We start from the raw sequence: 25,711 nt of genomic DNA, 5'->3' as shown, positions 1-25,711 counted from the left end.
GGCATGTTAAGGTCAAATTTCACGGTATTAATCAAAGGTTTTTTAAGGTTTTCCAAAAAGTATTTTCCAAAAAATCACCTTCAGGTATAGTGTTAGTACCACCTGAGCTTTAATAGTTACATGCATTTGTAAAATAGATTACTTTTTTAAAACCTCATTCAAGAAAAGTTTCAAATGTTCAAATGAACGTCTTGCTGCAGTGGCATTATAAGCAGCACCTTTTGAATTGTCATTTCCATATTCGGGATTAGTAAAACCGTGAACTGCGTTTGCATAATAAATCATTTGCCAATCTGCTTTTGTGTCACGCATTTCTTGTTGGAAAGCCGTAATCTCTTCTGCTGACACATAAGGATCGTCAGCACCATGACAGACTAAAACTTTAGTAGTAATTGCTTCAGTAGGTCTTGTGGTATCTCTACCTAAGCCACCGTGAAAAGAAACTACACCTTTTATATTGAGATGACCACGCGCTGCTTCAAGAACTCCTGTACCTCCAAAACAATATCCAATAACTACAATATTATCTGGATTAGCACCAGCTTTTATCAGTTGTTGCAGCGCTAATGAAATTCTTGTTTGATATTCCTTATAATTGGTTTTATAATAACCAGATTTTTGACCGGCTTCTGCATTGTCTTTTGGGTAATTTCCCGCACCGTAAATATCTGCTATGAAAGCATAGTAGCCCAAATTAGCCAAATCTCCCGCAATATCCTTTGATGCTTTGTCAATTCCATGCCAAGCAGGAAGAATCAAAATCCCCGGTTTTTGCGAACTTTTCTTTGATGGTGCAATCTTAAAACCATTTAAAATCTGATTTTCGTCTTGATAAGTAACAGCTTTTAGTTGGCCAAAAGATGCGTTTGAGTATATAAGAACTCCTAAAATAAAATATTTTAAATTTTTCATAACGTAGTGTTTTTACACAAATATCTGAATTAAAACCAAAAAAATTAAGCTACACTATAGAATATATTTATTGCGGTATTGTATTATTTTAAAAAAGATGAAAATTTCAACTGTTTTACTGCTATGATGTTACAAGGAGATATTTCTTTTGAAGGCACAGCCCAATTCAATCATGGAGTCTGTTTTTGCAATTCCTTGAATACTGTCAATTTTTTCATAAAGTAATTTTCTCATGTGTTCATGATCACGTGCAATCATTTTTATGTACAAAGTAAAAGAGCCAGTGATGTAATAACACTCCGTAACTTCAGGGATTTTTTTAAGTTCGTCTATAACTCTACTAGAATCTTCGTCCTTATTAAGTGTAATCCCAGTAAATGATCCCCAGTCATAGCCTATTTTCTTTTCGTTTATGATGGGTTTTATTCCTGTAATGATTCCTTGCTCCATCATGCGATTGATGCGCTGATGAACCATGGTATTAGATACTTTTAAGGTTGCAGCAATTGCAGAGTAAGCCATTCGGCCATCTTTTTCCAATTCCTTTAAGATTTTTATGTCGAATTCATCTAATACATCCATGAAAAATATTTTAAATTAAAATGTTATTTTGTAGCTATAAAAGTAATTAAAATTTTTTATGTTACAGGCCATAGCGCAGCTTAATTTAATAAAATGACTTTAAAAACGACTTTAATTTTAAAAATTAACTTTATTTAATCGCTAATAAATCAAAAATACCGAATTTTATTGCTTAATTTAAAAATATTTGTATTTTTGTGATCTAAGCATTAAAATATATTTTATCATGGCACAAACACAACAAGTACTTTCTTCTAAATCAGAAGCGTTAATCGAAAAAGAAAATAAATATGGAGCCCATAATTATCATCCATTACCGGTAGTTCTCGAAAAAGGAGGAGGGGTTTTTGTTTGGGATGTTGATGGTAAAAAATATTATGATTTCTTATCAGCATATTCGGCTGTAAACCAAGGTCATTGTCACCCAAAAATTGTGGGGGCAATGGTAAAACAAGCACAAACTTTAACATTGACTTCGCGTGCTTTTCATAACGATCAATTGGGAGTTTTTGAAGAATATGTGACTAAATATTTTGGTTTTGATAAAGTATTACCAATGAATACAGGAGCTGAAGCTGTTGAAACCGCTTTAAAAATTTGTAGAAAATGGGCGTATGAAGTGAAAGGAACTCCAGAAAATCAAGCGCAAATTATTGTTTGTGAAAATAATTTCCATGGAAGAACGACAACGATAATTTCGTTTTCAAATGACGAAAATGCGCGTAAGAATTTTGGTCCTTTTACAGAAGGTTTTATTAAAATTCCTTATGATGACATCGACGCCTTAGAAGCCGCTTTAAAATTAAATTCAAATATAGCTGGTTTCTTAGTGGAACCAATTCAGGGAGAAGCAGGAGTTTATGTTCCTAGCGAGGGTTATTTGGCGAAAGCCAAAGCATTATGTGCAGCTCATAATGCATTATTTATTGCAGATGAGGTTCAAACAGGAATTGCTCGTACCGGAAGATTATTGGCTACTTGTGGAAATTGTTCTTGCACTCAAGGATGTGAAAATACGCCAGAGGTGAAACCTGATATTCTTATTTTAGGGAAAGCGATTTCGGGAGGTGTTTATCCCGTTTCGGCAGTATTGGCTAATAACGAAATTATGAATGTTATAAAACCAGGACAACACGGATCGACTTTTGGTGGAAATCCAGTAGCTGCTGCTGTAGCAGTGGCTGCACTAGAAGTTGTGCGTGATGAAAATTTATCTGAAAATGCGGAACGTCTCGGAATTTTATTAAGAAAAGGATTGAATGATATCGCTTCAAGAAATTCATTAATCAGTTTAGTGAGAGGAAAAGGATTACTGAATGCAATTGTAATCAATTGTGATGAAGAATCTGATTTAGCTTGGCAAATTTGCTTGAAATTTAGAGACTATGGATTGTTGGCTAAACCAACTCATGGTAACAAAATTAGATTTGCTCCACCGTTAGTTATTACTGAAGCTCAAATACAAGACTGTCTCTCGATTATTGAAAAAGCACTTAACGATTTTAAATAATTTCTATTTAGTATGGAACGGTTTATAAAATTAATAAAGAATCGCTCAGATATTGGTGCGGGGACAAGAGGATCTGATCTAGGGATTGATGCTATCGAAATTGCTGCTATCAATCGCAACAGTGATTATTTTAATCAGTTTGAGTTTGAAGACGTGAAAACCCACAACGAAAGCATCTATGATAAAAATAGAAATACTTTTGCCAAAAGAATCGAACACGTTGTGGAGCAATGCACGCGTGTTTCATATGCCGTAAAGCATAATTTGAAAGAAAATTATTTTCCTATTGTACTATCTGGTGATCATTCCTCAGCATTGGGAACAATAAGTGGTATTAAAGCAGTTTATCCTACAAAAGCAGTGGGTGTCGTTTGGATTGATGCGCATGCTGATTTGCATTCGCCTTACACTTCACCATCTGGAAATATTCATGGAATGCCATTGTCAGCGGCATTGGGAGAAGATAATTTAGATTGTAAAGTCAACGAGGTTAGTCCAGAAACGGTACAGCACTGGGAGAACATGAAAAATATTGGTACTTCTGGCACTAAGATACTTCCCGAAAACTTAATTTATTTTGGCGTTCGTGATACAGAAGAGGCTGAAGATAGCCAAATTGAAAAATTGGGTATCAAGAACTACAAAGTTGACGAAGTGCGTTACCGTGGTCTACAAACTTGTGTTGCCGAGGCTTTATCTAAATTGTCAAACTGCGATTTAATTTATATTTCTTTTGATGTGGATTCAATGGATTGTGATATGATTTCATATGGAACGGGAACTCCAGTTCCTAAAGGATTTGATCAACATGAAGTAATCGCTATTATCAATCAGATTATTAAAAGTAAAAAAGTAGTTTGTATTGAGGTTGTTGAGGTTAATCCACTTTTAGATACAAAAGGAAATAAGATGGCGGAAACTGCTTTTGAAGTTTTAGAGCAAATTACCTCCACTATAATTTTACCTATCGAATAGTTATTTTAATACGATTCAGATTAAATATATAATCCCAAAATCTAGTGATTAGATTTTGGGATTTTCTTTTTTTTTGATAAATGGGCAATCGATATGTTGCAATTACTTGTCTCTTTTTTATTGATATTGACATTGCAATTGTTATTGATAGAGCTTACTCCATTTTTGATAACCACGACAGCATTTTATCGAATGCGGAATCTCGCACCGGTTTTGGAGATAGAAAGATATCATGCAAAGCATTGTCGATTTGCAACAGTGTTACATTATCTCCCAGAGTTGCTCCAACTCTTTTTATATCCTCAATATTCAACACCGTATCTCTAGATATAGCTTCTTTAGTAAAAGTGGTCATCTTTTTTGAGTCTGAAGAATGCATAATTAGAATGGGTACTTTTATATTTGAGTTTGCTAATTTTTTCTGAGCGTTGATTATCGCAACTACCCATTTAAGATAAGTAGGGAAACCTTTTATTGGTTTCCAGTCTAGATTAAAATCCCACTCACCATAGAAGTCTTTATGTAAACTTTGGGCATAAACAGCAGCTAATGCACCTTCGATTTTTGCATACGGCGCTATAGAAGAAATGATTTTGGAACCCCAGTAACTGAGGAACTTCTCAAATTCCGACTGATACAAGTCAAAAAATGGTGAATTTAAAATAAGAGCATCTATTTTGTTTCTTTCGCAACCGGTATTCATGTAATTGCTTGCTATCAATCCTCCAGTGGAGTGACCTAAAAGATAAATTTGATTTCTGCTTCTATTATCAATTTCAGTTATAGCGATAGAAATTTCCTCAAAATATTCTTCAATGTTCTTGCAATAGTTGGGATGCTGATGTTTTAATAGCGACCTACCGTATTTGCGCAGATCAAGCGCATAAAAATCAATCGAATTGTCATTGAATTTTTCAGCCAGATGTGGGTGAAAGAAATAGTCATTATATCCATGTAAGTACAATACACTTTTTCTTGTTCTCAAATTACGATTTGAAGAAATAAACGTAGCCGTAACTTCTCCTTCGTAATCCGGAGTTAGTTGAAGGGTTTTAAAGGTAAAGTCTGTATCGAGATTCATCCTTGCTTTGTTAATTAGAATAGACATACAGCAAATGTGTATGAGAAATAAAATTAACTAATTTTCCTAGAAGTAAGCTAGTTATTCTATTTATTCGAAATAAATAACAGCAAACTTTTATCAGTTTCGATTTTCTTTTTCGATAATAGCCAAAGCCAATCTGATTTTGTCGTACGCTATTTTTTCTTCGAGATGATCGTAATACGGTTTCAAAGCCGACGGATTTTTGAGCTCTATCTTTGCCTTAGCGACCAATTTCACCTCTTCTTTAGAAACAAATTGATATAAGTCAATTGCTGCGCCGTCTAAATATAGTTTGGCTAAATGAGACATAACCGTACCGATTCCTAGCTTTCGTTTAGCTGCAATTTCGGCAGCTGATATGCCGCTTTGAAATAAAAGTAGGGTTTCTTTATAGGTGCTAGCTTCTTTTTTTGGTTTTGCAACTTTATTTTTTTGAAATGCAATTATTGCTTTTATAAACGCATCTCCGTATTTTTCTAGTTTTGCTTTTCCTACACCGTCAATTGTAATGAATTCGTCATCACTCATTGGTCGTATCGTTTCCATTTGGCGTAAAGCGGCATCACTGAAAATCACATAGGCAGGAACGCTTTCTTCTTTAGAAATTTCGTAACGCAATTTTCGTAGGGTTTCAAAAAGAGAATTGGCTACCGATCTAATCTTGGTTTCTTTAAGCTCTGTTTTTTCGGCACTGATTTTTTGAACTGTGGTCAATTGTACTTTATCGCCTTCAAATAAAACTTCACGTGCTAATGCGGTGAGGCGAATTTTATTTTGGCGGTGAAAAGCGATTTCGCAAAGTCCTTGATTGATCAATTGAATGATATATTGATTCCAGTCGTACCAAGATGTATCACTACCTACAGCATAGGTTTTTAAATTTTGATATTCATTTTCGAATATATAAGCATTCTTCGAGCCTCTCAAGAAATCAATAATTACAGGCAAAGGTTCTGATTCTTTCAATCGAATAATAGCCGATAATGCTTTCTGTGCGATGATAGTTCCATCAAAAAATTCAGGTGGATTTTTACAAATATCGCAATTCCCGCAATTTTCAGTTACTAGCTCACCGAAATAGGACAGTAATATCTTTCTGCGACAGCTCAAGGCATCGGCATACTGTTTCATTCTTTCGAGTTTCGCCAGTTGCACCTCTGCATTTAAACCTTGAGAAGCAAATTTTTGCAATTGGATAACATCACCATAACTTTCGAATAATATCGTTTCAGAAGGCAAGCCATCGCGTCCAGCCCGTCCTATTTCTTGATAATAGCCTTCAATATTTTTGGGTAGATTATAATGAATAACCCAGCGAACATTTGATTTGTCGATTCCCATTCCAAAAGCAATAGTGGCACAAACGACTTGACAATCGTCGTTAATGAATTCATCCTGCGTTTGTGATCGCACCGCAGTGTCTAAACCGGCATGATACGCTTTTGCGTTTACGCCCGCTTTTTTAAGTTTAGCTGCAAGTTCTTCGGTAGTCTTCCTACTTAAACAATAGATTATCCCAGACTCAGTAGGTTTATCGCTTATGAAATCAATTATTTGCTTGACTCTGTCTAATGCAGGACGAACTTCTAAACTAAGATTTTTTCGATCAAAAGAAGAAATAAACGACTTAGGATTTATTAAATTTAATTGCTTGCTTATGTCTTTACGTGTTGCCTTATCTGCGGTTGCAGTCAAAGCTAAAACAGGAGTAGAGGGGAAGCGGTTTTTTAAATATCCTAAGTTCGTATAAGCAGGTCTAAAATCATGTCCCCAGGAAGAAATACAATGCGCTTCATCAATTGCTATAAGGCTTATGGTGATTTGGCTAAATGCATTTTCTAAATAAGATAAGCTTTCGGGAGCTACATAAACCATTTTGACTTTATTGTCTTTCAGGTTTTGAATGTGTAGCTGCTGCTCTTCGCTAGATTGACTGCTGTTGATAAAACAGGCTTCAATTCCGTTTGCTTTTAGACTGTCCACTTGGTCTTTCATTAAGGCGATCAATGGCGAAATTACGATGGTGATTCCGGGAAATAAAAGTGCTGGTAATTGAAAACAAATAGATTTTCCTCCTCCGGTAGGCATAATTGCCAAGGTATCATGACCAGATAAAATAGTATTTATAATGTTCTCCTGATTGGGTCTGAATTTCTCAAAACCAAAATTTTCTTTTAGAGCCTCATGTAGTATTTGTGATGTGATCATGATGGAGAAGAGTGTCTTTTTAGTATTAAATGGGTGTAAAAAGAAAAAGCGTTTTGATAATGATAAAAAAAAGGAACTCGATTAAGAGCTCCTTTTGTATTTTTAAATGAAATTAATCTTCATCGTCGTCTTCGTCGTCTTCATCAATAGAGGGACGTTTTTTTCGATTACTACGATTGTCGTCATCTTCATCGTCATCATCTTCATCAGAATCTGGTTTGTCTCGATCGTTGTGATCATCGTCATCATCATCGTCATCGTCCATGTCGTCATCGATACCCAAAGCTTTCATTGGGATAATTGGCTCGATAACATCATCGATTTCATCATCTTCATCAAAGTTTTCAATTCGATCAGCCAGCTTAGTACTTACTTTTACTAAATAAATAGTATCATCAGTGCGTACTTCTACGGCCTCGATCAATTCGTTTTTAGCATTTCTAAAACGAACGATATTCGAATCATCATAACCATCAGGAAATTTCTCCACTAAAAGGTTTAAAATTTCGTTAGTTAACTTTGCGTAATCAACAATTACTCTTTTCATAAGGTTATTCTATAAATCTAATAAATAAGCAAAAATTAGAGGTGCTACGATGGTAGCATCAGACTCAATGATAAACTTTGGAGTTTTAATATCTAATTTACCCCAAGTAATCTTTTCATTCGGAACTGCTCCAGAATAAGAACCATAACTGGTTGTTGAATCTGAAATTTGACAGAAATAGCTCCAAAATGGAGTTTCAGGCATTTCCATATCTTGGTACAACATTGGAACCACACAAATTGGAAAATCTCCTGCGATACCACCACCAATTTGGAAAAAACCAATTCCATTAGCGGAATTTTTTGGATACCAATCCGCAAGAAATGTCATGTATTCAATTCCTGATTTCATCGTAGAAGCTTTTAAGTCTCCTTTGATTACGTAGGAAGCGAAAATATTTCCCATTGTACTGTCTTCCCAACCTGGACAAATAATTGGCAAGTTTTTCTCTGCTGCAGCATACATCCAGCTGTCTTTTAAATCAATTTCATAATATTCTTCAAGAACACCAGAAAGTAACATTTTGTACATAAATTCATGTGGCAAAAAACGTTCACCTTTATCATCTGCATCTTTCCAGATTTTATAAATGTGCTTTTGCAAACGACGGAAAGCTTCGTGTTCTGGTATACAAGTATCAGTTACTCGATTCAAACCTCTTTCCATCAAATCCCATTCTTGTTCCGGAGTCAAATCACGGTAATTAGGCACTCTTTCATAATGAGAATGAGCTACTAGGTTCATGATATCTTCTTCAAGATTTGCTCCTGTACAAGAAATAATTTGCACTTTATCTTGACGAATCATTTCTGCAAATATCTTTCCGATTTCTGCGGTACTCATCGCACCAGCAAGCGTTACCATCATTTTAGCGCCATTGGCTAGCTGTTGTTCGTAACCTTTTGCAGCATCTACTAAAGCAGCCGAATTGAAATGCAAATAATGCTTCTCAATGAACTGACTTATTGGTCCTTTACTCATTTTGTTGGATTTAAAGATTTAAAAATCAATTCATTGAATGTTTACACTCAAATATAATAATTTTTAAATTGACTAATTGTGTATTTAATTATTTATTTTTTGTCGTAACCTAATATTTTTAAAACATCATCGGCTGTTTGTTGTTCTGAGAAAACTTCAGTTCCCAAAATTCCATTTTCATCTCTGTTAATTAAGATGTGTTTTGGTTGCGGAATTAAACAGTGATGCAATCCTCCGTATCCACCAATGGTTTCCTGATAAGCACCAGTGTTAAAAAATCCGATGTATAACGGCTTTTCTTTGTTGTATTTTGGTAAATAAATGGCATTCATATTTTGCTCAGAATTGTAGTAATCGTCGCTGTCGCAAGTTAAACCACCTAGCAAAACCCGTTCGTATGTATCATTCCAACGGTTGATGGCTAACATTATAAAACGCTTGTTAATTGCCCAAGTATCAGGTAAGGTAGTGATAAAAGAAGAATCGATCATGTTCCATTTTTCTCTATCATTTTGTTGTTTCTGATACAAAATTTGATAGATAGCGCCTCCACTTTCTCCTACTGTAAAGGAACCAAATTCAGTGAAGATGTTTGGAACGTCTACGTCAGCTTCATCACAGGCAATTTTTATTTGATTGATAATTTCATCAATCATGTATTGGTAATCGTATTCAAATGCTAGTGAATTTTTTATTGGAAAACCTCCACCAACATTTAAACCATCTAATGTGGGACATTCTTTTTTTAATGCAATGTAAACCTTGATACATTTTACTAATTCATTCCAGTAGTAGGCTGTGTCATTGATTCCAGTATTGATAAAAAAGTGGAGCATTTTCAGCTCTAAATTTTCATTTTCCTGAATTTGTTTTTTATAAAAACTAACAATGTTTTTATACCCAATTCCAAGTCGGGAAGTATAGAACTCAAATTTTGGTTCTTCTTCAGCAGCAATACGAATTCCAATTTTGAATTTTCCTTTAATTTCTGCCTGAAGTAAATCTAGCTCTTCATAATTATCAATAATAGGAATAGTATTCTTATGTCCATTATTGATTAATCGTGCGATATTTTCAATGTATTGGTCTCTTTTAAAACCATTACAAATAACATAAGTGCTTTTGTTTATTTTTCCATTTGCCATCAAATTTTCAACAATATTTATATCAAAAGCCGATGAGGTTTCGACATGAATATTGTTTTTAAAAGCTTCATTCATAATGTATTCAAAATGGGAGCTTTTTGTACAATAGCAATAGTAATATTTTGCCTCATATTTATTTTTTTCCATCGATTTACGAAACCAGTTTTTGGCTTTGTTGATGTTATTTGAAATTTGAGGTAAATAGGTGAATTTTAATGGAGTTCCATATTCTTCCACAAGTTTCATCAAGTCAATATTGTGGAACTTTAGCGTGTCTTTGTTTAAAGTAAACTCTTCTTGTGGGAAATAATATGTTTGATTTATTAGATCTGAATATTTTGTATTCATTTAGCTTTTAGTGTTTTAGATTAATTAAATTGGATTTTGAATTAAACTAATTTTCAAACCCTAATATTTGCATAAATAATCTGCAGTTTTTCGTGATCTACTTTTAAATGTTGAGAATGATCAAAACAAAAATATCCTTTGATCGCATAAAAACACTTCAATAATCTTAAAAAAGCTTTATTGTTTGTGTTTTTATTTGAGCTGTAATTCCCTTGTTTTTGATTGTTTTTCATCGGGGCAAATGTAAAAAATAAATTATACGCAATCCAATCCTTTTAACTAAAAAATATTTAAGATTTATAATCTTTAAATGCTTCAAGAATTAATTCATTTTCAACCAATTGATTGATTTTTATTTTACCAATACCTTCAATAAGGGCAAATTGTATGGAACCATATTCATTTTTCTTGTCATGAATCAGTAGTTCGAGTATTGGTTCAATGTCATTTTCTTCAAAGGCGATGTCATCAAAGATAGATTTTATCGTTGTTTTGATTTGATTATACTCGGCTTCACTGATCAATTTTTTATCTAATGAAATATAACTTTCTAAAATCATGCCTACCGCAATGGCTTCACCATGTAACAAGGTAGTTTTGTTTTCATTTTCTAAAAAATAACTTTCAATTGCATGCCCTAAGGTATGACCGAAGTTGAGTGATTTTCGAATGTTTTTCTCTGTAGGATCTAATGTTACGATTTCGTTTTTTATTACTACGGAGCGATGAATCAAATCATCAAAATCAGCAAAGTCAATCGTTTTTAAATCTAAAAATTGTTCCCAATAGGCTTTATCAAAGATTAAACCGTGCTTAAGCATTTCGGCAAGACCAGAACGCATCTCGTTTTGAGATAATGTTTCTAAATAATTAGTATCTACGATTACCATTGCTGGTAGGTTAAAAACACCAATTTGATTTTTTAAATTTCCTAGATCCACTCCGTTTTTCCCGCCCACCGAAGCATCGACCATAGATAGTAGTGTAGTAGGTACATTGATAAAATCAATTCCGCGTTTGAATGTTGAAGCAACAAAACCGCCTAAATCTGTTACAACTCCACCACCTACATTAATGACAAGACTTTTTCTATCAGCACCAAGTTCAGTTAAAACGTTCCATATTTGGACGCAAGTCTCAATATTTTTATTTTCTTCTCCCGCTTCAAATTCGATAATTTCAATAGTCAATTCCGTTTCTAGAAAGGGTAGAAATGTAGGTAAACACAAATCATTTGTATTGCTGTCTACTATAATGAATAAGTTAGAGTACTTATTTTCCTTGAGGTGAAGGTTTAGAGCTTCATATCCTTTTTCATTAAAATTAATCGGATAATTGTCGGCTTGAATCGTTTGCATCTTATTGGATTAAATGAAAGCGCAAAATAAGGTATTTTTTGCTAAACAATATTCAAAACTCTGGCTATATTTGCATAAAAATATCACAATAGATGGAAAAAATATTCAATAATACACAAGTTGCCTTTGCTTTAAAAAGCGATACAGAACTTGATAGAGCGTACTTTCTTTTTAAAATGATCTCTAACGAACCGTTGGTGCGAATAGGAGCGGCAGTTACTAATTTTGCTTTGAATGCGCATCTTCCAGTGGAAGGATTGATTCGTGCTACTGTTTTTGATCATTTTTGTGGCGGAGTAAATGAAAATGATTGCCTTTCTGTTGTTGATAAAATGTATACTAAAGGTGTTTCTTCTGTACTAGATTATTCAGTAGAAGGAAAAGAGGAAGAAGATCAGTTTGATGCTGCTTTAGCGATGACATTAAAAACGGTAGATTTTGCCAAAGAGCGCGATGCAATACCATTTGCTGTTTTCAAGCCAACAGGTTTGGGTCGTTTTGAATTGTATGAAAAACTTGGAGAAAAACAGACTTTAACTGCAAAAGAGCAAGAAGAATGGGATAGAGTAGTGGCTCGCTTTGATTTAGTTTGTAGCGAAGCACATAAAAAAAATGTAGCATTGCTTATCGACGGTGAAGAGAGTTGGATGCAAGATGCAGCCGATGAATTGGTTACTGCCATGATGCGCAAATACAATAAAGAAAAAGCAATTGTTTTTAATACCTTACAAATGTACCGTTGGGATCGTTTGGATTATTTGAAAAAATTGCATGAGCAAGCTAAAGAAGAAGGTTTTTTTATAGGGATGAAGTTAGTACGTGGTGCTTATATGGAAAAGGAAAATGACAGAGCCAAAGAAAAAGGATATCCGTCACCTATTTGCCCTACAAAAGAAGCTACAGATGCTAATTATGATGCTGCAGTGCAGTACATGCTTGAGCATTTAGATACAATGTCTATTTTTGCAGGTACTCATAATGAAGAAAGTACTTATAGTTTAATGGAGATGATGAAAGCCAAAGGAATTAGTTCTAAGGACGATAGAATTTGGTTTGGTCAATTGTATGGTATGAGTGATAATATCAGTTATAACCTAGCAGATCATCATTATAATGTTGCCAAATACCTGCCTTTTGGTCCCGTAAAAGATGTCATGCCGTACTTGATTCGTCGTGCTGAGGAAAATACTTCGGTAGCTGGTCAAACTAGTCGTGAGTTAGGTTTGATTAAGACAGAACGCAAAAGAAGAAAAGGGAAATAATAGTTTTCAGTGGTCAGTTTTTAGTTGCCACTTTCAAATTACAATTTATAAATCCACTTCCTTATAGTTCCCCCTCTTTCTGAGGGGGCTAGGGGAAGGAACTTTAAGAATGACTAAACTGTAAATTACTTAAATTCTTGTATTTTCCGTTTTCTAAAGTCATTAATTCTTGATGTGTTCCTTGCTCTGTTATTTCTCCATTGTCAAGTACTAATATTTGATCAGCACTTCGAATAGTCGATAGTCTGTGCGCGATAATGATACTTGTTCTTCCTTGCATCAAAATTTCTAAAGCTTCTTGTACTAATTTTTCACTTTCGCTGTCTAGTGAAGATGTAGCCTCATCAAGAATTAAGATACTTGGATTTTTAAGAAGTGCTCTGGCAATTGCAATACGCTGTCTTTGACCTCCAGAAAGTTTAATTCCTCTTTCCCCTACAATAGTTTCAAATTTTTCAGGAAATCCTTCGATAAAATTAAAGGCATTAGCTTGTTTGGCAGCCAATAGAATTTCATCTTCGGTAGCTTCTGGTTTTCCGTAAGCGATATTTTCTTTTATGGTTCCTCCAAATAAAATTACATCCTGGGGAACAATACTCATGTTGCCACGTAGATTTTCTAATTCGAAATCATAAATGTTTTTCCCGTCAATTAATATTTCTCCCGAATCAATATCGTAAAAGCGTAATAATAACGAAGCAATTGTTGATTTTCCAGTTCCACTAGGACCTACAATGGCAATCTTTTGACCAAAATTTGCCGTGAAATTGACATCCTTTAACACTTTTATTTCCTTTCTAGAAGGGTAGCTAAAGGCTACATTTTTAAAAGTAACATTTCCTTTGATTTTTTCAAGTGAAGAAGCGTTTTGTTTAGAGTTGATTTTTTCTGGAGTTTCCTCCAATAATTCAAAAACACGCTCTGTAGCTCCAATCGCTTTTTGGATTTGCGCATACAATTCGGCGATTCCTCCAAAAGAAGCTCCTACAAACGTAGAGTACAATACAAATGAAATCAATTGGCCTACGCTCATTTCTCCGCTGATGCTCAAACGAACACCAAACCAAACTACGGCTACGATGGCTCCAAAAAGACAAAATATAATAAAGGAAGCAAAGTATCCTCGATATTTTCCGCCTTTGATGGCTAATTTTACCACTTCTTTTATTTTTCCGTCGTAACGGGCAATTTCGTACCATTCATTGGCAAAAGCCTTAACAATACTGATTCCCTGCATCGTTTCCTCAACGATTACCTGGCTTTCTGCTACCTGATCTTGAACGCTTTTTGAAAATTTTCGAATAAACCGACCAAATATAACTGCCGCCACAGCCACTAAAGGAACTACAGACAACATTAGTAAAGTTAGTTTGATACTTTCGGTAGCTAGTAATGCCACTCCACCCACAATTAAAATGAGTTGTCTTAAGAACTCAGCAATCGTGGAGGTTAAAGTATCTTGAATTTGTGTAATATCTGAACTGATTCTACTGTTTAGTTCTCCAACGCGTTTTTGCGAAAAGAAAGACATAGGTAGCTTTACTAGATTACTATATAACGACAATCGGAGATTGGCTAGAGTATGTTCTGTAAAATTGATAAATAAGGACAATCTAAAAAACGAAAATATGGATTGCATAAAAAGAATCCCAATCAGAAATAAAGCAATGTTATTAGCATCAGTGTAACTTTTATTTTTTACACTGTCGATTAACATTCCCATCAATTTTGGAAATGCCAAAGCAGTGGCTCCTGTTAGCAATAAAAAAACTAATCCTACGTAAAACTTCCAGCGATGATTTTCGGCATATTTAAATATGAGGATTGCTTTGTTGAGAGAACTTGCGGTAATTTTTGATTTTGGTAAATCATTTTCTTTGAACCTTGCCATTATTTGCTGTTTATAATGCAAATGTAACACTATCGGGAATCAATACAAAAAAATAGTAGCTGTAGCTATTTGTATTAATACGCTGTTAGTGAGTATGAAAGGGATTTAGGCGAAATTATTATTAATTTATTTTCATTTTTTGCTTGTAAATATAAAATCTAGGCTTATATTTGCACTCGCAATAAGGAACAAGAAATTATCCGAAATGTGAAATAGGGCGATTAGCTCAGCTGGTTCAGAGCACCTCGTTTACACCGAGGGGGTCGGGGGTTCGAACCCCTCATCGCCCACAAAACTTCTCAAGAAATTGAGGAGTTTTTTTTGTTCGTATTTGTATGAAATATGCGATCTAAAAGGCAATTGGAGCACCTAGACAACTATCTGGAATATCAAAAGCTTTCACCAGAGAAACAGCATCCGGCCTAATTTCCCAGCATAGCTGATTGACCATTTTACGTATGGCTTTTGTTTTTACAGCTTCCATGTAGCCATCTTCTAGATACCATCCTTTATTTTTTTCAATCTGCGAAAGTGCATACAATTGATATAATCGCATCATGACTTCCTTACAATTTTTGTCTTCTATGGTTGGAATAGCCTGTTGAAACTGTTCTAATACAATTCGTTCGAGATAGGCTTGAGCTACATCAATCATTTGATGCTGTGCCACATTATATGCATCATAAGGATCTAGTCCGCTATCGATAAGTTTTTTTAATCGCTTTGCTGCAGATGCCAAAGTTGTTTTTTCTCGGTAATGGAAAGCTTGTAAATGAAACTCCTCATCAATTAAATGAGACTCATCCGTTTTTCTCGTTATAAGTGGATTCTTTTCAGAAAAAGCGGTTTTTGCATTCTCAAAAACATAATTTATTATTCCCATAGCATCCATTTTTCCGAAAGATTTTCGAAATTCTGACAAACGGTTTTTAGCAACTAACTGCATCAAAACAGTGTTGTCACCTTCAAAAGTGGTATAGATTTCGGTATCGTTTTTCAACGCATCAATACGATTTTCTGATAAATAGCCTTTTCCGCCACAAGCCTCGCGACATTCTTGTAAGATATTAGTTGTGCTCCAAGTAGAATAGGCTTTCATTCCCGCAGCGAGGGCTTCAATTTCGGGCATTTCAGATTCACTTTTATTAATGAATCGTTTCGTGACATATTGTAATGCAAAGTGGGTTGCGTACGTTTTTGCCAGCAAGGGAAGGAGTCTTCGTTGATGAATACGGTAATTTAATATTGGAACTTCGGTTCCTCCTTCGGGGTCAAATTGCCTGCGTTGATTGCTATATTTTATAGCTATTGTTAATCCAGATTTGGCTGCAGCCAAAGCAGACCTTGGAATCCCAATTCGGCCACCAACTAAAGTTCCTAGCATGGTAAAAAATCGTCTATTATCACTAGGAATCGGACTTTCAAATTCTCCTTTGTCATTTACCGAAGCAAAACGATCGAGCATGTTTTCTTTTGGAATAACCACATTATCAAAACGTATTGTTCCATTATCAACACCGTTAAGTCCCATTTTAAGTCCGCAATCTCCAATAGTTATGCCTTTTAGAATAAAATTGTTTGCATCGCGAAGCGGAACTACAAAAGCATTAACACCATAATCAGTTTCACCAATAATTAATTTAGCAAAAACAGTGGCCATTTGTCCGTGTAAAGCTGCGTTACCAATATATTCTTTTTGTGCCTTTTCATGCGGTGTGTGGATCGTGAAAGTTTGGTTTTCGTGATTATATGTTGCTGTGGTTTCTAATCCTTTGACATTCGAACCGTGATTGGTTTCTGTCATTGCAAAACATCCAGGAAGACGCAGTGAGCCAATATCTTTTAAATACTTGCTGTAATGTTTTTCTGTTCCCAGAGATTGTATGCTCATTCCCCAAAGTCCAAATTGTACTCCGAATTTGATTACCAAGCTTAAATCGTGGTAGCTCAATGTTTCCATAATGGCAAAATAATCGGCAATATTTTCTCCACCGCCATATGCTTTTGGATATGCCATATTCCCTAGATTCTCTTTCGCCAAGATTTTACACCAGTCGTAGACTTTCTCACGATATACAGCAGTGTCAGTCGATGTTTCATAAGCAAACTCAGGTTTGCTGATAATAGACTTTACTTTTTTAATTATTCCAGATTGATTACCATCTAGAATTTTAGTCAGTTTTTCGACTTCAAAGCTGTCATTCGTTTGATAATTTGCGGTGAATGTATTGGCAATTGTTTTGAAATCGGCTAAGGCTTCTTCACCAGAAATTCCTAAGTCATTTTCGAGTTGGACGAAAGCTGATCTGTTATCTTTGATCATTTCATCGTTTTCAGAAAGTAAAATTGAAATGTCAAAAATAGATTTTACCAAAGAGTTTTTCTGAAGAATAGTTTCAATTTCAGATTTCCAATTAGCCACTACTTCTCTAGAAGGCGGTGATGAAATAGCAATTTTTGAAAGTATAGTTTCTTTTTCCTCTTTGTAAAGCCAGTTCTGGGAAATGATAAACTTTTGTAAAGTCAAAAAATCTTTTTTGCTCAACAGGTCGTCAGACCACACTAGATAGAAAAGTGGTATAAAGGCTTTAAGTTTTGAATTTTCCATGGTAAATTTGAATTGTGTTTTAAAATTTGTTAAGATAACGAAATTTTACCATTGAAAAAGAGAGCCAAAAAGAAAATAGATAATGTTAGTAAGGATTAACACATGGAGCGAAATTGAATATGTCGAATGTACTCTTTTTAACTTCCTATTAGTATTTGTTTGTGTCATAAACGTTAATACAATCCTTACTTTTGCAGTCACAAAAAAAAGTAGTTTATGAGTACAAATAATCTCTCCCAAATAAAATTATCAGTTCTAGATTTAGCAATAGTTAGAGATGGAGGAAATGCCGCTGACACCTTTAAAAACAGTCTCGAACTTGCTCAGCAGGTGGAGAAATGGGGTTACAAGCGATTTTGGTTAGCAGAACATCATAACATGCCAGGAATTGCAAGTAGTGCAACTTCGATTTTAATAGGACATATTGCATCTGGAACATCGACGTTGAGAGTGGGATCAGGAGGTATTATGCTGCCTAATCATGCACCGCTTGTCATTGCAGAACAATTTGGCACACTGGCCACACTTTTTCCTGAACGAATAGATTTAGGTTTAGGTCGAGCTCCTGGGACAGATCAGTTCACTGCTGCTGCTTTGAATAGAGATCAACATGCTGCTCAGGAATTCCCTGCGAATGTGGAAGAATTACAGCTGTATTTCTCAGAAGGGAATAAAAAGGGACGTGTTCGCGCTATTCCTGGAGAAGGACTGGATATACCTATTTGGATTTTAGGTTCAAGTACAGATAGTGCTTATTTAGCTGCTGCAAAGGGATTGCCTTATGCTTTTGCGAGTCATTTTGCTCCTGCGCAATTATTAACTGCTTTATCGATATACCGCAATAATTTTCAGCCTTCGGAGTACTTGAAGGAACCTTATGTGATTGCTTGTGTTAATGTAATTGCAGCCGACACTGATCAAGAAGCTGCGAGATTAGCGACTTCATTCAAGAGATTGTTTCTGGGAATTATAACTGGAAACAGAGAGCAGCTTAAAGAACCAGTTGATCCTGGTGAAGGTTTTATGGATCCAATGGAAGAGGCAGCGTTGCAACAAATGATTGCTTATACTTTCATAGGCGGACCAGAAAAAGTAAAAAGAGAATTAGATTACTTTCTTGAAAAAACAAAAGTTGATGAATTGATGGTCGCTTCTGCTATTTATGATCACAAAGCGAGACTTCATTCTTATGAAATATTGGGGCAGTTAAAAAGCTAGTTGTATTAATTTAGCGTAAGAGCTCCGAGAATTTCCTCAGACATAAATGGCCCTCCAGGATATTTGGCGGTATAATCTAAGTTTAGCCATACTTGACCACGCTCATCAATATGGTAATGAAGTTGTTTTTTGTAGCTGTCTTTTTCGAATAATACATTTTTAATCAGAAAATTTATCGATTCCAAATCATTTACGGAACCTATCAAAATTTCAGGATAAATATGACCTTTGGTATGAATAAGGCGAGGAGTACCACCAATAGCTCGCACAGCGGCGGCCATAAGAATAGAATGGTCGTCACAATCTCCCGAAAAATAATCTAATGATTCACTCGCCGTGGCAATATAGTCACGGTCTGATGGGTCACTTACGTAGTTCCATCGCTTGTTTATTTCTTTAAATACGGCAAAACATTGTATTAATGTTCTATAATCAGCATATCCTTTTATATCCTTAAAGTGTTTTGTGGTGGCCATAATCGCAAAATTTCTCACTTTTGGATTTTGATATTCTATTGCCGCAAGAATTTTAGATTTATTGGGAAATGGCAACAGTTTAGCAATGATGATATCTTGGGGAAATGGATTGTCAGACATGGTGTATAACATAGAGTCATAATCTTCATAAATGCTATTAAATCCATAATTCCCAGAGGCAGAGCCATAAAATAAAACTAGAACATATAAGAAGATGCATATAATGATAATGGTTCTTAAGAGCCTTAATATCAATTGTATTACAACGATTATTAGTAAGAAAAGCAGGATTCGATCTAAATTAAAAACCCAGTTAAACTCTATCAAATTTTGATGGACGATTATAAAAAGAGGTATCGCAATTAAAATATTTAGAATAAAAATAATAACGTCATCCCAGGGTTTTTTAACCCGAAGTTTTTGAATACTATTATTAAAAGAAAAATTTTTAATGTTTATCATAGAGCCCACAAAAATCTAAATCTAGATTTGTTTTACAATTTCATCAAAAGTACCTATTTTATTAATGAGTTTCAGTTGAAATAGTTGATTTTGAACATTGTTTAACATTTTTATTGTCAATGGCTGTGATGACCATTCTGTTAAAGATAACCATTCTTGAATATCTGCATTTTTTTGGTTAAAAGTCGCAGCTAGGGATTCATCTATATTCGGAATATCCTTAAAAGTCTCTGTAGTTTTATTGATGACGCTCAATATATTTTTAACGATCTCTGGATTATTTTCTAAAAGCTCGTCGCGTACGGCAATCACAAAACAAGGCCACGGAGTAGGACAGTCACCAATTCGTCTAAATATTCCTTGATCTACCAAAGGTTTAGTCATAAAGCGCTCCCACATAAAATAATCTGCAGTTCCCGCGGTCAAAGCTTCTACTGCTCCGTCGATAGTATTTACGATTTCGAACTGAAGATTGTCTGTTTTCCAACCTTGATTATTTGCATTGACATAAGCCATTAATTGAGAACCAGAACCCAAACGGGAAATAGCCGCTTTAGTATTTTCTAGATCAGCAAGGGTTTTGTAACTGGAGTTTGCTGCTACATGAATGCCCCATATCAAAGGAGATTGTACATAAACCTGTACTATTTTACTGGGGTTTCCTGCAACGATATCTTTGACAATGCCTTCGGTTAGAATTACTGCAATATCAGTGGTTCCATCACGCAACATCTGACACATTTTCCCAGTACCTTCAGGAACATCAGTCCATTGTAAATTTATATTTTGGGCTTCAAAATCTCCGTTTTCTATGGATAGTTGCCAAGGCAAATTGAAATGTTCAGGAACCCCGGCTATTTTTAGTGTTTTCATTTTTATGAATTTGATGCTAAAGGTACTAACAGAATATTAGAATCAACTAAAATAAAAGAGCCAAATTTAGTTATTTCAAGTATTTCAAAACCAAAAAGCTTTCTTTGAAATAGTTAGTTTCAAAGAAAGCTTTTTAATGTAAATAGAAAACCAATTAGATCATTTTTTCAAGCTGGTATTCGTGTTTCATGCTTTTGTTTTCGGTAAAGCGGGTATGCCAGGAGAGTGCCTCACTCAAAATGTGTGGTGTATGACCACCTAAGGCTTGAGCTCTATTGCAATAATCTTCAAGCTGCTCTTTATAATCGGGATGCACACAGTTTTTAATAATAATCCTAGCACGTTCAACAGGTGCTAAACCTCTTAAATCGGCCAAACCTTGCTCAGTCACTAAAATATCAACATCGTGCTCGGTGTGGTCTACATGAGAAACCATCGGAAGAACGTGTGAAATGGCATTATTTTCTTTTGAGGCAGATTGCGAAACAAAAACACTTAGATAAGCATTTCGAGCAAAATCTCCAGAGCCACCAATTCCGTTCATCATTTTTGTACCAGAAATATGGGTAGAGTTAACGTTTCCGTAGATATCAAACTCAATTGCAGTGTTAATTGCGATTATTCCCAAACGTCGAATTACTTCGGCAGCATTACTGATATTTTGAGGCCTTAGTATCATTTTGTTTTTATAGAAGGAAAAATTATTCATTATTTTCGAATAACAATCTTTTGAAACCGTAATCGAAGAAGCGGAAGCAAATGTCATTTTTCCAGAATCAATAAGGTCAAAAGTACTGTCTTGTAATACCTCAGAGTACATGCTTAGATTCTCAAATTTGCTATTTATAAATCCTGAAAGTACGGCATTTGCAACTTTACCGATTCCCGCTTGTAAGGGTAATAATGAATTTGAAAGTCTGCCTGAGGCCACTTCTTTTTCAAAAAATCGCAAAAGATGGTTGGCAATTGCAGTCGTTTTTTCATCAGCAGCGGCAATGTCTGCGGGGCTGTCTTGAGCTTCTGTAAATACAATTCCAACTACTTTAGCAGGATTAATAGTGATGTATTCACTCCCAATTCGAGTATCAACTGCAGTTATTGGAATGATTTGTTTGTTTGGATACTCTTCTTGAATAAAAACATCGTGGATACCTTTTAACTCGATAGGAAAAGAAGTGTTAATTTCGATTATAATTTTATCAGCTAAGGCGGCAAAAGTAGCTGAATTTCCAATAGATGTTGAGGGGATTATATTTCCATTTTCATCAACTCCAGAGGCTTCAATTATAGCGATATTTAACTTGGGAAGGTGCCCATTTTGGAGTAGTTCAGCGGTTTCACTTAGATGTTGATCGATATATAAAACATCATTATTATTAATGTGCCTTCTTAAAGTAGCATCTGCCTGAAAAGGCATTCTTTTAAACAAAGCTCCATTGGAAGCTAAATCAGCATCTGTTGTATGACCTAAAGAAGCTCCAGTTATGAGTGTTATGGCTATATTTTCTAAAGAAGCTCTTTTTGCAAATGCTGGTAAAACGGATTTACTATCACCTGCTTTTGTAAAACCACTTGTACCAACGACATCATTATTGTTTATTAATTTTGAAGCTGTTTCAGCGGAAATTATTCTATCTTTATATTTTTCAAAAAGTAATCTATCGATCCCTGTCATATTGATTATTTATTAAAAATAAACCGTTATGTTTGTGGTTTATTTAATTTATGGGTGCTATTTATAAAATATAGTAATTTTACTTTACTAAATTATATTTTTTTCCACTTGTCGGATTATTCAATATAGACAAATAAATATTCGTTTAAGACATCTTAAAACTATGCTGAAAGAAAAATATTATTTATCTGAAGTTGATGCAAATGATAGCAGTATTTATTGTCATCATGACCTAATGGGTGAGTCTTTTATAGAAACTCATTTTCATAAAAAAGCTCAATTTCTTTATACTGAAGGAGGTATAGTTTATGTTAAAACAACAACTAAAACCTATTTTCTTCCTGCACGCCATTGTATGTGGATTCCTTCGGGGGTAGAACATAGTATTCATCCTAGTTCTCCTGACGTAATTATGCGAAATTTATATTTTCCTGTCGACAAAGCAGAGGATGATTTTTATAGAAACGAAGGGATATATCCGGTTAATGATCTTGTTTTAAATTTAATGTTATTTACCAATCGATGGAATGGTCATATTTTAAGAAACGATAAAAAACGATTTACAATTGCTAAAGCGTTTAAATTGTTACTCCCCGAGATTTTGAAAGTAAATTTAAGTCTTTCTCTTCCTTTAGCAAAAGAAGCTCGGTTGCAAAAAATCATTGAGTATATGTCTGAAAATTTAGATCAAGCGATCCTGTTTTCAGAACTTTCAGAACGATATGGTTTTAGTGAGCGTTCTTTGCATCGGTTGTTTCAAAAGGATTTAGGAATGTCCTTTATGCAGTTTTATACCGTTCAACGTATGTTAAAGGCAATTGAATTGATTATTGAAAAGAAACTTCCCATTAATGAAGTCGCATTGAAAGTGGGATATAGTAGCGTACCCACTTTTTCAAATACCTTTTGTAAGCTATTAAGTCAACGACCATCTGATTACTTGAGAGGAATTGAAATCTTCAAGAAAAAGAAAGTGGATTGATTGTAATTAAATGAAAACGGCACTTCTTTTAAGAATTAAATTCTGACAAGAAGTGCCGTTCCATTTTTATATAATTTGAATTATTGACCTATTAATTTATTTAAAGTATAAGCAATCAATTCATCAACTGCTTTATAAGGATCTTCGCTAAAAGTTCCCGAAGCGCGATTAGCAATTATAGCATTCAAAGAAAGAGCTTTATGTCCTAAAAGTGCCGATAAACCATAGATAGCCGCCGTTTCCATTTCCAGATTTGTAATTCTATTATCATCAAATTCAAAATTATCCATTTTAGAATTCAACGACGCATCTTGAATATTCAAACGCAATACACGACCTTGTGGTCCATAAAAACCTCCGGCAGTAGCGGTGATTCCTTTGTGCATTTTATCGCTTTCTATGATTTTTTCTAGTTTTTCTGAGCAAGCAATTACATACGGTTTTCCTTTGCGGATGTCCCAATTAGTATGTTTTACAAAAGCGTCTTCCATGTCTAAGTTTGATACTTCGTCAATAAGATAGGAGCGAAGCATATTATCAAGTCCCAAACCAAATTTAGACATCACAAAACTGTCTACGGGAATATCTGCATGTAAAGAGCCTGAAGTTCCAATTCGGATGATATTTAGCGAAGTTAATTTTTCTTTTGGCTTACGCGTTTCTAGATCAATATTAACCAAAGCATCTAATTCATTGATTACAATATCAATATTATCAGGACCTATTCCGGTTGACATTACAGTTATTCTTTTTCCTTTGAATATTCCCGTTTGGGTTTTGAATTCTCTTTTTTGGGTCGAAAATTCGATGCTATCAAAGAATTGTGTGATTTTCTCTACCCGATTTTGATCACCTACAAAGATGATGTCGTGAGCAATATGTTCTGGTTTTAGATTCAAGTGGTAAACACTTCCATCTGGATTCAGTATTAATTCGGATGATTGTATCATTTTATATTTTGTTTTTCCTCACCCCCAGCCCTCTCCAAAGGAGAGGGAGTCAGTGCCGACTTTAGTTAGTAGTTTTATTTATACTGCTTTGGCTCCTCCTCTTAGGGGAGGTTGGGAGGGGATTATCCGCCTACGCGTTTCACCTTAAATCCTTTAGCTTTCAATATTTCCATAATTTTATCGCGGTAATCACCTTGAATGATTATAGAGTCGTCTTTGAAAGTTCCGCCAACGCTTAACTTGGTTTTAATTTCTTTTGCAAGAATCTTAAAATCTTCGTCAGTACCTTCGTAGCCTTCAATTATAGTAGTGGCTTTTCCTTTTCTTTTTTCGAATTTGCAAATCATAGGTTCTTTTTGAACATATAATTCATGTGCAACTTCCACCTTAGCTTCTTCTGGAGCTGGTTCGTGATCTGGAAATAGATTTTTTAATTGGTCTTGTAAGTCCATGTTGTATTTATTTGATGAATGCTGATTGACCGGAGTCTTCTAAATTGCATTTTATGTTCGTTAACCTTTTGTCATTAAACCATAATTTTTAAATGATAAAAAAGGAAAAAGACATTAAGCATACACCTAATGTCTTTTTACAGATAGGATGAATTTAAAGATTATTTTTTAATTAGTCCTAAATCTACTAAACGTTCGTATAAATAATCACCAGCGGTAATATCTTCAAACTGTTTCGGATTTTCTGCATCAATACAGTTTTCTAAACAATTTAATGGCATATCACTTACAGGGTGCATAAAAAACGGAACTGAATATCTTGAAGTTCCCCACAATTCTCTCGGCGGATTAACCACTTGATGAATTGTAGATTTCAATTTATTGTTAGTGTGACGCGATAACATGTCTCCCACGTTTATTACTAATTCATCCGGCTCAGCAATGGCGTCAATCCATTCTCCGTTGTGGTTTTGAACCTGTAATCCTTTTCCTTGAGCTCCCATTAAAAGAGTGATCAAGTTAATATCTCCGTGAGCAGCAGCACGAAGTGCGTTTTCTGGTTCTGAGGTGATAGGTGGATAATGGATAGGTCTTAAAATCGAATTTCCGTCCTTGGCATAATTGTCAAAGTAAAATTCATCTAAACCTAAACGTAGGGCTAAAGCTCTTAACACATATACCCCAGTTTTCTCAAGCATTTGGTAGGCTTCTTTCCCTACCGCATTAAAACGAGGAAGTTCTTTAACCTCTACATTTTCAGGATATTCAGAAGCATATTTTGAATTTTCGCTCACGTACTGACCGAAATGCCAAAATTCTTTTAAATCCCCTTCTTTTCTACCTTTGGCATGCTCTGTTCCAAAAGAAACATAACCTCTTTGCCCTCCAATACCTGGAATCTCATAGCTGCGTTTTGTTTCTACGGGTAATGCGAAGAAATTTCTAATTTCACCGTACAACTCTTCTACCAATTGATCATCTAAAAAGTGACCTTTTAGTGCTACGAAGCCAATGTCTTCAAATGCACTTCCGATTTCATTTACAAATTTTTGTTTACGTTTCGGGTCGTCCGAAAGGAAATCACGCAAGTCAACACTAGGAATGTTTTGCATAGTATACTTATTTTTTAATAACTTACAAGGCCTTAAAGGCCTGCAAATACAAATGTATTAAATAATTTTATACTAGAAT

At 34.7% G+C, this 25,711-nt stretch carries 21 protein-coding genes and 1 tRNA gene; 6 read left to right on the top strand and 16 right to left on the bottom strand.

The features are described from left to right. Window positions 1–138 precede the first annotated feature (138 nt). Both E0F98_RS09960 and E0F98_RS09955 read right to left on the bottom strand, forming a co-directional pair. Window positions 139–912, bottom strand: coding sequence for a dienelactone hydrolase family protein (locus E0F98_RS09960; RefSeq protein WP_132111000.1), 774 nt, complete (start codon window positions 910–912; stop codon window positions 139–141). A gap of 129 nt (window positions 913–1,041) precedes the next feature. Continuing rightward, window positions 1,042–1,494, bottom strand: coding sequence for an Lrp/AsnC family transcriptional regulator (locus tag E0F98_RS09955; RefSeq protein WP_132110998.1), 453 nt, complete (start codon window positions 1,492–1,494; stop codon window positions 1,042–1,044). A gap of 226 nt (window positions 1,495–1,720) precedes the next feature. Here E0F98_RS09955 and rocD point away from each other — a divergent pair, with 226 nt between their 5' ends. Continuing rightward, the gene (gene rocD / locus E0F98_RS09950) at window positions 1,721–3,004 is read left to right on the top strand and encodes an ornithine--oxo-acid transaminase (RefSeq protein WP_132110996.1); all 1,284 of its coding nucleotides are present in this window, start codon (window positions 1,721–1,723) and stop codon (window positions 3,002–3,004) included. A 12-nt stretch (window positions 3,005–3,016) separates the two neighbouring features. Further along, window positions 3,017–3,979, top strand: a complete 963-nt coding sequence (rocF, locus tag E0F98_RS09945; protein WP_132110994.1) for an arginase — start codon at window positions 3,017–3,019, stop codon at window positions 3,977–3,979. 154 nt (window positions 3,980–4,133) lie between these two features. Here rocF and E0F98_RS09940 read toward each other — a convergent pair whose 3' ends face one another. The 6 genes from E0F98_RS09940 to aroB all read right to left on the bottom strand — a co-directional run bounded on the left by E0F98_RS09940 (window position 4,134) and on the right by aroB (window position 11,671). Continuing rightward, a complete protein-coding gene (locus E0F98_RS09940; RefSeq protein ID WP_243699227.1) occupies window positions 4,134–5,087 on the bottom strand; it encodes an alpha/beta hydrolase in 954 nt (317 codons plus the stop codon). A gap of 93 nt (window positions 5,088–5,180) precedes the next feature. Further along, complete coding sequence (gene recQ / locus E0F98_RS09935; protein WP_132110990.1) at window positions 5,181–7,292, bottom strand: DNA helicase RecQ; 2,112 nt, start codon at window positions 7,290–7,292, stop codon at window positions 5,181–5,183. 112 nt (window positions 7,293–7,404) lie between these two features. Beyond that, window positions 7,405–7,839 (bottom strand): DNA primase, encoded by a 435-nt coding sequence (locus E0F98_RS09930; RefSeq protein ID WP_132110988.1) that lies wholly within the window; start codon window positions 7,837–7,839, stop codon window positions 7,405–7,407. Window positions 7,840–7,848: 9 nt separating this feature from the next. Beyond that, the gene (locus tag E0F98_RS09925; RefSeq protein WP_132110986.1) at window positions 7,849–8,820 is read right to left on the bottom strand and encodes a deoxyhypusine synthase family protein; all 972 of its coding nucleotides are present in this window, start codon (window positions 8,818–8,820) and stop codon (window positions 7,849–7,851) included. A 92-nt stretch (window positions 8,821–8,912) separates the two neighbouring features. Beyond that, a complete protein-coding gene (locus E0F98_RS09920; RefSeq protein WP_132110984.1) occupies window positions 8,913–10,313 on the bottom strand; it encodes a type III PLP-dependent enzyme domain-containing protein in 1,401 nt (466 codons plus the stop codon). A gap of 290 nt (window positions 10,314–10,603) precedes the next feature. After that, complete coding sequence (aroB, locus tag E0F98_RS09915; RefSeq protein ID WP_132110982.1) at window positions 10,604–11,671, bottom strand: 3-dehydroquinate synthase; 1,068 nt, start codon at window positions 11,669–11,671, stop codon at window positions 10,604–10,606. A 92-nt stretch (window positions 11,672–11,763) separates the two neighbouring features. Here aroB and E0F98_RS09910 point away from each other — a divergent pair, with 92 nt between their 5' ends. Then, window positions 11,764–12,933, top strand: a complete 1,170-nt coding sequence (locus E0F98_RS09910) for a proline dehydrogenase family protein (RefSeq protein ID WP_132110980.1) — start codon at window positions 11,764–11,766, stop codon at window positions 12,931–12,933. A gap of 103 nt (window positions 12,934–13,036) precedes the next feature. Here the strand turns inward: E0F98_RS09910 and E0F98_RS09905 are convergent, their stop codons facing one another. Further along, window positions 13,037–14,824, bottom strand: a complete 1,788-nt coding sequence (locus E0F98_RS09905; RefSeq protein ID WP_132110978.1) for an ABC transporter ATP-binding protein — start codon at window positions 14,822–14,824, stop codon at window positions 13,037–13,039. Window positions 14,825–15,039: 215 nt separating this feature from the next. Here E0F98_RS09905 and E0F98_RS09900 point away from each other — a divergent pair. After that, window positions 15,040–15,114, top strand: a tRNA-Val gene (locus E0F98_RS09900). Between the two features lie 59 nt (window positions 15,115–15,173). Here E0F98_RS09900 and E0F98_RS09895 read toward each other — a convergent pair. Next, window positions 15,174–17,432 (bottom strand): acyl-CoA dehydrogenase family protein, encoded by a 2,259-nt coding sequence (locus E0F98_RS09895; RefSeq protein ID WP_132110976.1) that lies wholly within the window; start codon window positions 17,430–17,432, stop codon window positions 15,174–15,176. Between the two features lie 216 nt (window positions 17,433–17,648). Here E0F98_RS09895 and E0F98_RS09890 point away from each other — a divergent pair, with 216 nt between their 5' ends. After that, window positions 17,649–18,650 carry an LLM class flavin-dependent oxidoreductase gene (locus E0F98_RS09890; protein WP_132110974.1) on the top strand — a complete coding sequence of 334 codons (1,002 nt, stop codon included), beginning with the start codon at window positions 17,649–17,651 and terminating at the stop codon, window positions 18,648–18,650. 5 nt (window positions 18,651–18,655) lie between these two features. On the opposite strand, the gene E0F98_RS09885 is transcribed toward E0F98_RS09890, so the two are convergent. The 3 genes from E0F98_RS09885 to E0F98_RS09875 form a co-directional block, all read right to left on the bottom strand. Further along, complete coding sequence (locus E0F98_RS09885; RefSeq protein ID WP_132110972.1) at window positions 18,656–19,588, bottom strand: transglutaminase; 933 nt, start codon at window positions 19,586–19,588, stop codon at window positions 18,656–18,658. A 21-nt stretch (window positions 19,589–19,609) separates the two neighbouring features. Continuing rightward, entirely contained in the window at window positions 19,610–20,461 is an 852-nt protein-coding gene (locus E0F98_RS09880) for a substrate-binding domain-containing protein (protein ID WP_132110970.1), read from the bottom strand. Between the two features lie 154 nt (window positions 20,462–20,615). Further along, entirely contained in the window at window positions 20,616–22,136 is a 1,521-nt protein-coding gene (locus E0F98_RS09875) for a succinate CoA transferase (RefSeq protein ID WP_132110968.1), read from the bottom strand. A gap of 163 nt (window positions 22,137–22,299) precedes the next feature. On the opposite strand from E0F98_RS09875, the gene E0F98_RS09870 reads away from it, so the two are divergent. After that, a complete protein-coding gene (locus E0F98_RS09870) occupies window positions 22,300–23,118 on the top strand; it encodes an AraC family transcriptional regulator (RefSeq protein ID WP_132110966.1) in 819 nt (272 codons plus the stop codon). Window positions 23,119–23,198: 80 nt separating this feature from the next. Here the strand turns inward: E0F98_RS09870 and E0F98_RS09865 are convergent, their stop codons facing one another. The 3 genes from E0F98_RS09865 to E0F98_RS09855 form a co-directional block, all read right to left on the bottom strand. Then, on the bottom strand, window positions 23,199–24,068 hold the full coding sequence (locus tag E0F98_RS09865) for a nucleoside phosphorylase (protein WP_132110964.1): 870 nt from the start codon (window positions 24,066–24,068) through the stop codon (window positions 23,199–23,201). 122 nt (window positions 24,069–24,190) lie between these two features. Next, complete coding sequence (locus tag E0F98_RS09860; protein WP_132110962.1) at window positions 24,191–24,520, bottom strand: translation initiation factor; 330 nt, start codon at window positions 24,518–24,520, stop codon at window positions 24,191–24,193. Between the two features lie 161 nt (window positions 24,521–24,681). Further along, window positions 24,682–25,632: an isopenicillin N synthase family dioxygenase gene (locus tag E0F98_RS09855; protein ID WP_132110960.1), complete on the bottom strand. Its 951-nt coding sequence runs from the start codon at window positions 25,630–25,632 to the stop codon at window positions 24,682–24,684. Window positions 25,633–25,711 lie beyond the last annotated feature (79 nt).

It is taken from the genome of Flavobacterium hiemivividum (assembly GCF_004349145.1).
GTDB lineage: Bacteria > Bacteroidota > Bacteroidia > Flavobacteriales > Flavobacteriaceae > Flavobacterium > Flavobacterium hiemivividum.
Note: the sequence above shows the minus strand (reverse complement) of the source record. Positions and strands in the feature narration are given on the sequence as shown.